Genomic DNA, 13682 nt, shown 5'->3' on the forward strand with positions numbered 1-13682 from the left:
CCTTAAAATTCTGCAATATTTTTTGCGGCAAAATATTGCAGAATGATTAAATTGCGCTAATTGAATGGATCAGCAATTGGCCCGCTACTGGCAGGATTATTTTCTGCGGGTACGGCAGGACTAGCTGAAGAATCTGCAGGCTTGGCCGGGTTTGTCCCATTATTTACACCTGTTGGCTGGCTGCTTGCAGGCGGGACTGTGGCCGGTGTTCCCGTTACAGGGGGCTGAACGCTTGCATTTGCATCAATTGGCGCTGTTGGCGTGGGCGGTGCAACAGGTGCTTCTACAGGAATAGGAACCGAACGTAAACGCACCTGATAGACCTGAGAAGCCTTTGATAAATTGGTAATACTATCTTCCGATCCTACATCATCAGTCACTGATGATTTAAAGTCTGAAAAACGTACTGGATAGGCTTTTACGCTTTGTGGCAAATCAAAACTCATGTTCTTGCTGGCATCCAGCGCCTTGCCTACTGACGAAAAGCTGCCATACACCAGTACATAACGTTCGCCCTGCTCAGGTTTACGCGACCGCATATAAAAAAACTTTTCACGGTCCGTGCGCTTGTCCAGATAGCTTTTGATGATATCTTCCTGCGACACGCTCATCACATGCACTGTCCAGTTGCCAGACTGTGACTTAATAAAACTTGTCCCCCGGTACTCTGCCGTACGCTCACTGGTGCTCACATCCTGATTAATATCCAGCTCGGGCACCATTTCTGTCATCATGCCCAGTGTGGGGGAAAACTGCACCTTTTCTGGCTCAACCGGAACGTCTTTACCCTTAAGGTCTTTTTCAACCGTAATGCGGTCATGAATCTGCATGCCAATCCATAAGAAAAAGGCAATGACCAGCATGGCAAGGCCACCCAGTAGCCAGGTACTGTTCTGAACAGTTCGCCAGATGCGGGTGCGGTTCATACCATGTGCCCCTCAACCCGTGATATAACCTGCTGGCACGCTACAATAGTTTCGCATATAAGTTCAGGACTGGCGTCACGGCTGATAACCGCCTGCCCTACTTGCTTTAGCAAAATCAGGCGTAACTGGCCAGCCAGCACCTTTTTGTCCTGCGCCATCAAACTCATAAACTGCTCAACTGGAATTTCCGGACATACGACGGGTAGATGAGCACGTGCAATAATCTGACGTACCCGGTTGACATCAGCCATACTAATCCAGCCCAAACGGCAGGATAAATCGGCGGCCATCACCATGCCTGCTGCTACTGCTTCACCATGCAGCCACTCACCATAGCCCAGATAAGATTCAATCGCATGGCCAAAGGTATGACCCAAATTTAACAATGCCCGTTCACCATGCTCATGTTCATCGGCGGCAACAATCCGCGCCTTATGGGTACAGGAACGGTAAACAGCTTCTGCCAACAAATCGGCATTACGTGCCACTAGCTGCTCCATATGCGCTTCAAGCCAGACCAGAAAATCCTGATCGCCCAGCAAGGCATACTTGATGATTTCTGCCAGGCCTGCTGATAGCTCCCGGTCGGCCAGTGTGTCCAGTTGCGACATATCAGCCATAACTACACTAGGCTGTTTAAAGGCCCCAATCATATTTTTACCCAGCGGATGATTGATCCCGGTTTTACCGCCAACACTGGAATCAACCTGCGATAGTAGCGTGGTAGGCACTTGTACAAAATCCACACCACGCTGGAAACTTGCCGCTGCAAAACCTGCCATATCACCAATTACGCCGCCACCCAGTGCCAACACTGTACAATCACGGTTAAACCGGACAGCAAGTAATGCATCAAAAATCAGGTTAAGGGTTTCAATATTTTTAAATGCTTCGCCATCTGGCAAAATACAGGTTGCAACCTGCTTGCCAGCCTGTTCCAGTGCCTGCTGATAAGCCGCCATATACAGCGGTGCTACAGTTGTATTACTGACAATCATCACCTGCCGCCCCTTGATATAGGGCGTTAAGCATTCCTCAACCGGAAGATAACTGCCAATGAAAATAGGGTAACGTCGTTCACCAAGCTCAACATGTAGCGTTTGCATAAAATGATCTAAAATGTAGCCTTGAAGATTTTACGTTTATCTTAACGTGTTTAGGCCAATCAATTGAATAATTTTTTGTGCCAAATCGCGTGCCGAGCCATCAGAAGTAGGCACAACGTGATGCGCTACCTGCCGATAAAGCGGGTCACGAATGGCTAATAGTTCTTTTAATTTTGCTTCAGGATTTGCCACTTGTAGTAATGGCCGGTTACGATCCCGTGAGGTACGGGCCAGTTGCATTTCAACCGGGGTATATAAATAAACGACAATGCCACGCTGTTGCAGGAATTCGCAGTTTTGCACGCGTGTTACTGCACCACCTCCAGTTGCCAGAACGATACCAGACTGCTGGGTTAGGTAATCAATGACTTGCTGTTCACGCTGGCGAAAACCTTCTTCACCTTCCTTTTCAAAAATCCACGGAATATTTGCGCCTGTTCTGGCTTCAATTTCATGGTCACTGTCGATAAAAGGACGGCCTAGCAAATCTGCCAGATGCCGTCCTACTGTCGTTTTACCAGCACCCATTGGCCCTACCAGATAAATGCTGGTATTAGCCTCTGGGTGTAAGTGATGTGAATCCAAAAAACTGTCCTTTTTACCTACACAATTTATTTCGGTGTACGCGTTGTTGTATCAGTTACCAAGCGTGGGGTTACGAAAATCAGTAACTCCTGCTTGTTATCAACTTTATACGTGTTCCTAAATAATGTACCCACTACTGGTAAATCACCTAAAAATGGCACCTTAGTAACCCGGTCACCTGTTTCATTTTGAAAAATGCCTCCAAGCACTACAGTTTCACCATCATTCACCAGCACATTGGTTGCTACACGGTTGGTATTAATTGGCACACCGCCTGTGATTGGTGCTCCCGGTGTATCACTATTGATAAACAACTCCATGCCAATTCTGCCATCCGGAGTGATATTTGGCGTGACTTCCAGACTTAACTCAGCATTAACAAATTGTACTGCAGTAGCCCCACTTGATGTTGCATTCTGATATGGTATTTGCTGCCCCGAAGCAACACGGGCTTTTTGTTTATCACCAGTAAGTACTTTTGGTGTAGCAATCACTTCACCCTTACCATCAGCCTGTAATGCTGATAACTCCAAGTCTAACATGACATCAGATAAGCTAATTAGTCCTAAAGCCAGACTTGCTGGATTACCAAGTTGATTAGAGGCTCCTAAATCCACATTCAAGTTGTCAGGCCGCTCAATCTCATAAGTATAACCGCCTAGCTCATCATCTAGTTCCGGTTCACGCAGATTCCATAATGTTGTATCTGATCCGCCCACCAGTAAGCTATTATTATTGGTAATGCCTTGCGATAAAATACCCCACTTTACACCCATTTCCTTACCAAAATTACTGGTAGCTCTAACAATACGTGCTTCAATCATTACCTGTTTAACAGGTATATCCAGACGTGTAATCATGGCACGAATTTCATCAATTTTCTTGACGGTATCCTGAATAATCAAAGTATTGGTGCGTGGATCAATAGAAATGGTACCACGAGCAGACAATAAACTGCCGACATTACTGTCGATCCCGTTAACGCTTGAGTTACTTGTGTTACCACCTCCGGAAGTACCGTTGTTACGACCTGATGTAATCAGGGTTTGAATATCTGTAGCTTTTGCAAAACTCAGCTGGATATATTCGGTTTGCAAAGGGGCCAGTTGTTCTACCTGCTGGGTTGCTTGTGCTTCGAGTTTTTCACGTGCAGCAATTTCGATTGCAGGCGCAACCATAATGACATTGCCGGTACGACGTTTATCCAATCCTTTGGTTTTTAAAATAATATCTAAGGCTTGATCCCAAGGTACATTCTGTAAACGAATGGTGATACGTCCATTGACGCTATCGCTGGCAACCAGATTCAAATTGGTGAAATCAGCAATTAACTGCAAAACAGAACGGACATCGATGTCCTGAAAATTCAGCGAAAGTTTTTGCCCCGTATAGACTTCTTCAGCACGTGCCTTGGTAGTGACTTCTGGCTTTACTGCTGGCTTAACACTGATGGTGAGTTTATTATCCGTCTGATACGCCATGTATTCGTATTCGCCCTGCGGCTGAATTACCATCATGCCGTTGCTGCCTTCATTGTAGGCATCAATAGTGGAAACTGGCGTAGCAAAGTCATTGACATCCAGTCGGCGGCGCAATTGCGAAGGAACCTTAGCACCTAAAAACCGGACAATAATCCGACTGCCTTGCTGTTGCACATCAACTGGCAATGAAGGGTTTAACAGATCCACGGTAATTAGCCCATCACCGGCAGCGCCACGCTGAAAATCAATATTCCGGATATCTGCAGGTACAGGCGCTACAGTTGTGTTAACTACAGCAGGTATTACAGGCGTTACTACAGCAGCTGATGTAACACCAGTGGCACGGCCAATCTTTAAAATCAGGGTATTTCCTTCAACCCGGGTACTGTAGCTACCTGCTTCAGTGAGATTTACAACCAGACGCGTACGCTCCTGATTATCAACAACACTTACATCTTGCGCATTCTTGCTGGCTACACTAATCCGGTTGCTGGGTAATGCACTAATGGTTTCTGGAAAGTCCAGTACCAGACGGGTTGGTTGCTCAATTTGATAGGCTTGAGGCTCAGGCGGCGTACTACTAAAAACCAGACGCAACTCTGTTTCATTATTGGGCAAGGCCAGTGGTATCACTTGGTTTAAGCTTACTTGAGCCGCAACTGCTGCCTGTACAGCTAATGCACAAGCGCTGGCAAGTGTAAGTTGACGCATAAAAAAAGTCATTGCGGGTTTTGCCCCCATACCAAACTGATTAATTGAGTTCCTCATTTTTATTTCCTCAAATTCCTTATGCGCCAACATCGATCATGACGAGATTACGTGGACGCTCAACAAAACCTTCACGACCATTAGGTACAATTTCAACGACAGAAATCTGGCTGGGCGAAATATCAACAATACGACCATAATTTTTGCCCAGATAATTCCCCTTCTCGACACGCACCACACCACCCTCCGGTGCTTGAATCAAGCCGTATAATGAACCATTTGAACGTCTTAAGGTTCCTTTCATAATCAAGGATTCTATAGGGAACTGTTCAAGGTACTGCGGCGGCCGTGAAAGATCAGGCATAATTTGCCGACCAGCTGCGATGCTAAGTTCCATAGCCAGACTAGGTGGCATAAATGGACTTCTGAGCTGCTGGGCCGAATAAGCAAACGAAGGTACCGGTAAAAATACCGGTGCCGGGGGCACAGGCTGTGGCGGCTGACTGCGGATTTGTTGCATCTGCTCATTCACAACATCAAGCCGTGAACTGCAACCTGTCAGCAAAAGAGTACTGGATACTGTAATTATGAGTAGCTTGAGCTTCATGGTTGTGGTGCTCCTGCCGGTGTTGCAGCCGAGTCAGCCTCAGTCTGGTCGCTATATCGATAGGTTTTTGCCTGAACTGTCATTTTGAGAACAGGAACCTCACTCTTGGTTTCTGACTCAGGTACGGTTTCAATCACAAAGTCATGGAGCGTCACAATACGTGGTAGTGCTGCCAGTCCACTGACAAACGAGCCAAATGCGTGATAGTCACCTTGTGCCACAATTGAAATTGGCAGTTCAATAAAGAATTCCTGCTTTACTTCCGGTTGCACACTGATCGTATTAAAGCGTAAGCCACTGCTTACTCCGGTAAAGTTGATGTCTTCAACCAGACCTGGAATTTCAGTTTCTTTGGGTAACTGCTGTAGCAATTCACCAAAGGTGCGCTCCATGTCTTCAATCTGGCGTTGATACAACTGCAGGTTTCTAAGCTTGGAGTCCTTTTCACGATACTCGTTAAGCAGGCTTTCTTCCTGTGCACGTGCGTTGTCAATATCATTTAGCAAAGGCCGGATCAGGACAAAATAAGCCAGTGCCAGCGTCAGCAGCAGTACAAAAATATAAATTGTAATTTTAACCGAGCTGGGCCAGCTCCCCATGTTCTGGGGATCCAGTGAGTTAAAGCTGTTTATAAATTCCTGGAAATTAAAGGGCTTTTTCTTGGGCGCCAATAATTCATCTTTTTCTAGTGTAGAGTCATCAAAATTATCCATTACTGTTGACCCCCTGTCGTTGTTGCTGGTACCGAAGTACTGGTAGCAACTGATGCTGGTGCAGTAGCATCCGTAGTTGCTAAATCCAATGTAGCAGCTTCATCACTAATATCGACTGTCACCAGAAACGTGCCAAAATTGTCTTCTGGCCGTGGCAATACGGTTCCCGATGGCTTTGGCTGGGTATTAGCTTCCTGCCCTGTGTAGGAGTTCATGAAAGCATTTCTAAACCACGGTGAATTTTCCAGATTACGCAAGAACTCGGATACCGTGTTTGGACTTTCGGCACGCCCTGTAATGGTAAACTTATTATCCGTGCGCTCAAAACGGGTAATAAACATCTGGTCTGGTGTTAGGCGGGCCATTTCATCAAACAGGCGTACCACCACTGGGCGCTTACCCTGTAAGTCCTGAATCAGCTTCATACGCTCAATAATTTCATCACGATGAGCTTGCAGGCCATCCAGTGCCTTTAACCGTACATCCAGTTCACTATTAGCTGTCTGAACCAGCTGATTGGCCTGTTGCTGATCATTTAAACGTTGATTTACAAAGGCCCACGCTAATGCTGATAACACCAAGCCCAGCAGGAAAACCCCAATCGAAATACTGATAAATTCTTTTTTTCGCTGCTCACGGAGCGCTTCGCGCCATGGCAGTAAGTTTATCTTTGCCATTAATCAAAACTCCGTAAAGCCAATCCGCAGGCAACCAGTAATGACGGTGCATCATTTTCAATCTGGTTGGCATCAATCTGGGATGCAAAACCCATTTGTAAAAATGGATTGGCAATGGTTACCCGATGCCCCAGTTTTTCCTGCAACAGGCGCGCGAGGCCTGGAATATTGGCATTGCCGCCAGCCAGCAAAATGTGATCGACATCATTGTACTGGGTAGATGAATAAAAGAACTGTAATGAGCGTGCAGCCTGCTGCACAATGGCATCCATATAAGGAAGCAGTACTTCAGGCTCATAGTCATCTGGCAGGTTGCCTTCTTTTTTGGCACGGCCGGCTTCATCGAAGGACAATCCATAGCGGCGCTGAATATCTTCAGTCAGTTGCTTGCCCCCAAACAACTGCTCACGGCTGTAAATAATTTTTTCATCCTTAAGCACGCTTAAGGTGGTCATGGTATGGCCAATATCAAAAATGGCAACGATATCCGGTGTGCCCGGCAGCGTATCAATAATGAGTGAAAAAGCGCGTTCAATGGCATAGGATTCGACATCAATCACCCGGGGCACCAAACCTGCCAGCTCTATGGCTTCACTGCGCATATCTACATTTTCTGTACGCGAAGCAACCAAAAGCACACTGACACGATTAGGATTATTGGGTGAAATATCGACAACTTCAAAGTCAAGGCTGACTTCATCCAGTGGATATGGAATATACTGCTCGGCATCCAGACGAATCTGTACTTCTCGCTCGTCATCGGTCATGTCAGCATCCATTTCAATGACTTTGGTAATCACTGCTGAGGAAGCCACGGCCGCTGCGGCGCCATTACTTTTAGGATTGGTCAGGTTCAGTAGTCGTTCAATGGTCTCGCCAACACTTTCAGGATCGGCAATGTTTTTCTCGACAACTGCATGAGGTGGTAATGGCAGAATTCCATAGCTTTCTACCCAGTACCGTCCATCCCTGATGTCCAATTCAAGTAACTTGACAGAAGTGGAACTGATATCAACCCCGACAAGACTTTTATTTTGTTTACGCTGAAAGGAAAGCACCGTAAGTTCCCTGTTATTGTTCTAAACATCCGGAATATACCACAAGCTGAGCCAATACATAGTGCGAATAGCCCACTATAATAAATATAGTAAAACTAACAATCCTAAGTTTCTAGCGCTATACTGCGTCAATTCCGATCCCTGCAGGTATTAAAACGCACTTGTTATGAAAAAGCTATCGTGTTCGGGCCGTATCTATCCATTTTTTTTATTCGCAATTGTGATGGTTATGGCAATTCCAATGGGCTTTTATGGCATGTACTTGTATATTTATCCAAGCTTGCCAGATATGCATTTGCTGAAGGAAGCAGCATTGGAAAAACCGCTACAGGTTTATACCAAGGATAATGAACTGATTGCCGAATTTGGCGAGAAGCTATCAATGCCTGTGGAATACGATCAGATTCCGCCAAAAATGGTGCAGGCTTTTCTGGCCGCGGAAGATTCGTCTTTTTTTGAACATAATGGTGTGAGCTTTAAGGGACTGGGGCGGGCTGTCAGCGAAACAGTAAGCGGTGGTGCACAGACGGGTGGTTCAACCATTACCATGCAGGTGGCCAAGAATTATTATTTAACCCCTGAGCGTACCTTGCGCCGCAAACTGACCGAGATTTTTCTGGCACGCAAGATTGAGCAAAGCCTGACCAAGGAAGAAATCTTAACTTTATATGTGAATAAGATTTTTCTGGGTAAAAATGCGTATGGCATTGCTGCGGCGGCACGTATTTATTATAACAAGGACTTAAAAGACCTGACGGTGGCTGAAATGGCCATGGTTGCAGGCTTGCCCAAGGCGCCTTCCCGCTATAATCCGGTGGTTAATCCGGAGCGTGCACTGGAACGCCGCAACTGGATTCTGGCACGCATGCTTCAACTGGGTTCGATTGACCAGCAAACTTACCAGCATGCCGTTGAAGAACCCATTAAGCTCAATATGCGGGAATACCGGGTAAAAACCAGACATCCCTATCTGGCCGAGTTAATCCGGGCAGAAATGGTCAAACGTTTTGGTGAACAGGTGATTAATTCTGGCTACAAGGTCTATACGACGGTAGACAGCAAGCGTCAAAGCATGGCTGAAACAGCAGTGCGTGAAGGGCTGGAAGCCTATGACCGCCGGCATGGCTGGCGTGGTGCAGAAGTCAATGACAAGCCCTTAAAACTGTTTATGCCATATGCCAATACCTGGCCTGCCAAAGTAACCAAGGTCAATTCACGTAGTTTTGAAGCAGAGTTTGTAGATGGCAAAAAAATTACGGTCGGCTGGGATGGCATGGTATGGGCACGCCGTTATTACAGCGCTGACCGTGTCGGGGGTACGCCAGCTAATGCCAGTCAGGTTGTCAAGCTCAATGATATTGTTCGCCTGCGCCCTACCGATGACAAGAAAAGCAACTGGGTGCTGACCCAGATTCCTGATGTTCAAGGCCAGTTGATTGCCTTAAATCCCAATAGTGGTGCAGTAGAAGCAGTCGTGGGTGGCTATGACTTTGCCCAAAGCAAGTTTAACCGTGCCGTTCAAGGCTGGCGGCAGCCCGGTTCAACCATTAAGCCATTTATTTATACTCTGGCACTGGAACGTGGCATGACCCCTTATAGTGTGGTTAGCGATAGTCCATTAAGAGTGGGAAAGTGGCAGCCTAAAAATTCGGATGGCCGTTATCTGGGTAGTATTACCCTGCGTCGTGCGCTGTATCTGTCACGCAATCTGGTTTCAATCCGTTTGTTACAATCGGTTGGGCTGGATCGTGCCCGTAACTTTCTGGTTCATTTTGGACTGGTAGAAGACAAGATTCCCCGTAACCTGACTATTGCGCTAGGTACGCCACAAGTGCTTCCAATTCAAATGGCCACTGGTTATGCGGCTTTTGCCAATGGGGGCTTTCGCATTCAGCCCTATGTGATTGAAAAAGTACTGGACCCGGATAACCAATTATTGTTTGAGGCCAATCCCCTGTATGCCTGTGCCAGTTGCCTGAGCAATCCTGAGCAGGCCAATGCTGGTTCTGCCCCTTCAGCCGATACAAATGGCGAGGTGGTAGAATTGAGCAATAAGCAGGGCCAGCCTATTGAAAAAACAGTTGACCAAGCAGCACCTGCGGCTGAAAACCAGAATGCAGATGCCAGTGCCACAGTGCAGGCGGTAACTACTTCTGCCAGCAATAATAAAACCTACCGGCAGGCCACGCGGATTATTAAATCCAGCTCAGCGTTTGATATGGCCAATATCCTGCAGGATGTAATTGTGCATGGGACAGGACGTGCGGCGCTCAAACTGGGACGTAATGATCTGGGCGGTAAAACCGGCACCACCAATGATGCCAAGGATGCCTGGTTTGCTGGCTTTAATGGCAATCTGGTCACTATTTCCTGGGTGGGTTTTGACACGCCAAAAACCTTGGGCCGCCGTGAATATGGCGGGGTTGCTGCCCTGCCCATCTGGATCAAGTTTATGGGCGATGCGCTTAAAGATACACCCAGCAAATGGGTCACACTGGACCGTAATGCTGATGACCCGATGCTGGACCTAGTAGCCAATGATGAACAGCGTAAGCAGCGCCGTGTACCGCCAGTTGCAACGCCACTATATAAGCCCAAGCCATTGCAGGTAACCGTGGTGGATGATTTTGCAGATTTACCGGACATGGGGGTGAATGATGATGACCTTAACCTGCCAAGTTTGCCTACCTCACCAACAACTGCGCCCATCACGCCGCCTGCTGGCAATACCGGTAATGCAAATCCAGCAAGTGGCAGTACCCCGGTAAATCCTGCGCCAACTTCACCTGCCGTACCAGCCAATAAACCACCAGTACGTCCGGTTGCGCCCTCGGAAATTTTTTAAAGGCTGATATTTAAAGGTCTTTTATTTATTGTTACTTTACCTGTTGTCTTCATTTAACCTTATGAAGACAACAGGTTTTAACCCTGCTTTTGAAACAAATAAATCTGAAAACTGGCGCTGGTTTTAAGCAAATCAGCCTGTTCCAGCTGTTGCCGTTTTTCAGCTTTGGCTTTCCAGGCATAGGGCGTCATCGCAATCAAATGGCGCAATGCGGTTTGTTCCAGCGTCAGCTCATACGTTAAGACATCCTGCCTGATTAACTGAAAATCTGGCATTAATGTTTCTATAAATTTGTCGGGCTGGTGCGGATTAACTTGCTCAAACAGTGCAGCGCGCATCTCATATAAATGTCCCGGAGCTGGGGTAGCAATCAACAGGTAGCCATTGGGCTTGAGCACACGGGCCATTTCATCACGCGGCAAGGGACTAAAAAAACTGGTGACCACATCCAGCGATTCACTGGCTATAGGCAACTTGGCAGCGCTGGCAATTAACCAGGTAATCTGCGCATAACGCCTGGCTGCAATTTGTACGGCAGTTTTGGCAATATCCACCCCGATAATCCTAGTGGCCACAGCAGGCATGCCACTGGTATAAAATCCTTCACCGCAACCCATATCCAAAATTGACTGCGCCTGTAGTTCAGCCAGCCAGTTCATTAAGTTATCCTTTAGCGGCTGATAAAAGCCAGCCTGCAAAAATTCACGCCGCGCCTGTACTGCCTCTGCTGTATCGCCCGGACTTTTGCTATTTTTATGTTGTACCGGTAATAAATTAACATAGCCCTGCCGCGCCACATCGAAACTATGCTGGTTATGGCATACCCAGCGTGTTTTTTCCTGTTGCAAGTCAGTGTGGCACAAGGGGCAAATAATGGTCATGGTAATGGCGCTATCCTGATTAAAAGCAGCGCTATTGTATGAGGTTTTTATCCATTAGTTAATTTTAGTCGGTCATTTCAACGGCCCGCTTATTAAAGTTTATAGCGTTAAGGCTTCAGATAACGGGATGACCTGCTCACTGGGGCAACTTAGACTATAGTTAATCTGCTCTACCCACATGGCAATTTGTGCTGATGAAGCACGGGTTTCTGTCAGGGTGGTCACCCAGCGCATCTGGCACATGCGCAGCTTGGTGATACTGCTGGCATGCTGGATCTCTTTAATTAAGGCACTGGCCAGCAAGCCACAATATTCACGCAGGCTGTTCATCATCAGTTGTTTGACGTCATCAAATGTTAAATAATCCGGTGTTGCCTGTAGCATGGCTGCCGTGTGCAGATCAGCGGAAACAATAATATCCTGTCCGGCAAGGTCTGGCACTTGAGCTGCTGCAATTGCTTGCTTATGCGCGCTTTCAGGCCATGTGTCAACGGCTGGCTGAATGGATACATTGGCAGAAATTTGCTGCTCATGCGGCTGATCCATGTCGGATTGGCTGACCAGTGCAATAGGCTGAACAAGCGGCGTGGCAATTTGAGAGTCCACTGATACAGCCGATGTACCTGCAACAATGAGTTGATGCTCCAGCAAGATTGCCAGATTATCCGCCGTGGCCAGTTGCCGTAACTGCTGCTGGCTTAAATGACTGGTATGGCCATTTTCAATCATCAGCAGCAAGGCCCGCTGTCTGGAGCTTAATTTTATGGAACGGTTTTCAAGTGCCTGATTTCCCTTAGGCGTACGGTAATATTGAGGCAATGCCACTGTACACTCTCCGCATAATTCAACAGTTTAACCCTGCAAAAATTTTAGGCCGTATTTGTGACAGGCAAATGATAGCCACAAAAAAAGCTGGACTGGCCAGCTTCTATTTGTTTGTTTGGCAAACCGCTTAACGCAATTTTAGTGTCATCAAGCCAATCACCACCAGAATAATGGTAATGATCCAGAAGCGAATGACCACTTGGGTTTCTTTCCAGCCCTGCTTTTCATAATGATGATGCAGTGGTGCCATTAAAAATACCCGTTTCTGGCGCATGCGCAGCGAGCCAATTTGCAAGAAAACCGATACGGCTTCCATTACAAATACACCGCCCATGATGGCAAATACAATTTCCTGGCGTACCATCACTGCCAGCGTACCTAGCATTGCCCCCAATGCCAGCGCGCCCACATCGCCCATAAAGATTTCGGCAGGATGCGCATTAAACCACAGGAACGCCAGCCCAGCGCCCACCATGGCACTACAAATCACCACCAGCTCACTGGCATAGGCCACATAAGGAATATGCAGATAATCGGCAAAACGCACATCGCCAGATAAGTAGGCAAACACACCCAGTGCCGCCGCCACCATCACTACTGGCATAATGGCCAGCCCATCCAGTCCATCAGTCAGGTTAACGGCATTACTGGCGCCATTGATTACCAGATAGGTAAATACAATAAAGGCAATGCCATAAGGGACAACTGAAAATGGCAGACTCAGGTTTTTGAAAAATGGAATCAGCAGGTCAACCATACCGGCACTATGCACCGGATTGGTTTGCTGGGCGGCAATGGCATACAGGGCAATACCTGCCCCTAATGAGGCAATCGACGTCCAGAAAAACTTCTTGCGCGCAGGCAGGCCCTTGTTGTCCTTATAGCGAATCTTGATCCAGTCATCTGCCCAGCCCACTGCACCAAACACCACCATGACGCCCAGCACAATCCAGACATAGGGATTGCGTAAATCTGACCACAGCAGCGTACTGATACCAATACTGATCAGGATAAGTACCCCGCCCATGGTCGGCGTACCCATCTTGACGGCATGGTTTTCCGGGGCAAAATTACTAACCGCCTGACCATATTTAAGCGCACGTAACTTGCGAATCATGTACGGCCCAACCATCAGGCCAATACCCAGTGACGTTAAAACACTTAACAATGCCCGCAGGGTTAAGTATCGAAAAACCTGAAACCAGCTAAAGTGTACTGCCAGTTGTTCAGATAGCCATAACAGCATTACGCATTCTCCCCTAAATTGGCA

Annotated in this window: 12 protein-coding genes; 1 reads left to right on the top strand and 11 read right to left on the bottom strand. The window is 47.2% G+C overall.

The annotated features are described in order from the left end of the window. Nucleotides 1-56 precede the first annotated feature (56 nt). Genes BKE30_RS11310 through BKE30_RS11345 form a run of 8 tightly spaced genes read right to left on the bottom strand, consistent with a single transcriptional unit; the run spans nucleotide 57 to nucleotide 7861 of the window. Nucleotides 57-926, bottom strand: a complete 870-nt coding sequence (locus BKE30_RS11310) for a hypothetical protein (RefSeq protein WP_076878696.1) — start codon at nucleotides 924-926, stop codon at nucleotides 57-59. Continuing rightward, on the bottom strand, nucleotides 923-2032 hold the full coding sequence (gene aroB / locus BKE30_RS11315) for a 3-dehydroquinate synthase (protein WP_076878697.1): 1110 nt from the start codon (nucleotides 2030-2032) through the stop codon (nucleotides 923-925). The genes BKE30_RS11310 and aroB overlap by 4 nt, the downstream gene beginning before the upstream one ends. 36 nt (nucleotides 2033-2068) lie before the next feature. Further along, complete coding sequence (aroK, locus tag BKE30_RS11320) at nucleotides 2069-2617, bottom strand: shikimate kinase AroK (protein ID WP_076878698.1); 549 nt, start codon at nucleotides 2615-2617, stop codon at nucleotides 2069-2071. 26 nt (nucleotides 2618-2643) lie between these two features. After that, on the bottom strand, nucleotides 2644-4866 hold the full coding sequence (pilQ, locus tag BKE30_RS11325; protein WP_076878699.1) for a type IV pilus secretin PilQ: 2223 nt from the start codon (nucleotides 4864-4866) through the stop codon (nucleotides 2644-2646). Nucleotides 4867-4885: 19 nt separating this feature from the next. After that, on the bottom strand, nucleotides 4886-5413 hold the full coding sequence (locus BKE30_RS11330) for a pilus assembly protein PilP (protein ID WP_076878700.1): 528 nt from the start codon (nucleotides 5411-5413) through the stop codon (nucleotides 4886-4888). After that, nucleotides 5410-6126 (bottom strand): type IV pilus inner membrane component PilO, encoded by a 717-nt coding sequence (gene pilO / locus BKE30_RS11335; protein WP_076878701.1) that lies wholly within the window; start codon nucleotides 6124-6126, stop codon nucleotides 5410-5412. Before pilO ends, BKE30_RS11330 begins: the two co-directional genes overlap by 4 nt. Next, the gene (locus tag BKE30_RS11340) at nucleotides 6126-6803 is read right to left on the bottom strand and encodes a PilN domain-containing protein (RefSeq protein ID WP_076878702.1); all 678 of its coding nucleotides are present in this window, start codon (nucleotides 6801-6803) and stop codon (nucleotides 6126-6128) included. Before BKE30_RS11340 ends, pilO begins: the two co-directional genes overlap by 1 nt. After that, the gene (locus BKE30_RS11345; protein ID WP_076878703.1) at nucleotides 6803-7861 is read right to left on the bottom strand and encodes a pilus assembly protein PilM; all 1059 of its coding nucleotides are present in this window, start codon (nucleotides 7859-7861) and stop codon (nucleotides 6803-6805) included. Before BKE30_RS11345 ends, BKE30_RS11340 begins: the two co-directional genes overlap by 1 nt. Nucleotides 7862-8027: 166 nt before the next feature. Between BKE30_RS11345 and BKE30_RS11350 the strand changes: the two genes are divergently transcribed. After that, the gene (locus BKE30_RS11350; protein ID WP_083698549.1) at nucleotides 8028-10706 is read left to right on the top strand and encodes a penicillin-binding protein 1A; all 2679 of its coding nucleotides are present in this window, start codon (nucleotides 8028-8030) and stop codon (nucleotides 10704-10706) included. A 77-nt stretch (nucleotides 10707-10783) separates the two neighbouring features. Here BKE30_RS11350 and BKE30_RS11355 read toward each other — a convergent pair whose 3' ends face one another. From BKE30_RS11355 to mraY, 3 genes are all read right to left on the bottom strand, one after another. After that, entirely contained in the window at nucleotides 10784-11587 is an 804-nt protein-coding gene (locus BKE30_RS11355; RefSeq protein ID WP_076878705.1) for a putative RNA methyltransferase, read from the bottom strand. A gap of 99 nt (nucleotides 11588-11686) precedes the next feature. Further along, nucleotides 11687-12412 (bottom strand): hypothetical protein, encoded by a 726-nt coding sequence (locus tag BKE30_RS11360; RefSeq protein ID WP_076878706.1) that lies wholly within the window; start codon nucleotides 12410-12412, stop codon nucleotides 11687-11689. Between the two features lie 127 nt (nucleotides 12413-12539). Beyond that, complete coding sequence (gene mraY / locus BKE30_RS11365; protein WP_076878707.1) at nucleotides 12540-13658, bottom strand: phospho-N-acetylmuramoyl-pentapeptide-transferase; 1119 nt, start codon at nucleotides 13656-13658, stop codon at nucleotides 12540-12542. Nucleotides 13659-13682: the final 24 nt, after the last annotated feature.

It is taken from the genome of Alkanindiges hydrocarboniclasticus, from assembly GCF_001982605.1.
GTDB classification, from domain to species: domain Bacteria; phylum Pseudomonadota; class Gammaproteobacteria; order Pseudomonadales; family Moraxellaceae; genus Alkanindiges; species Alkanindiges hydrocarboniclasticus.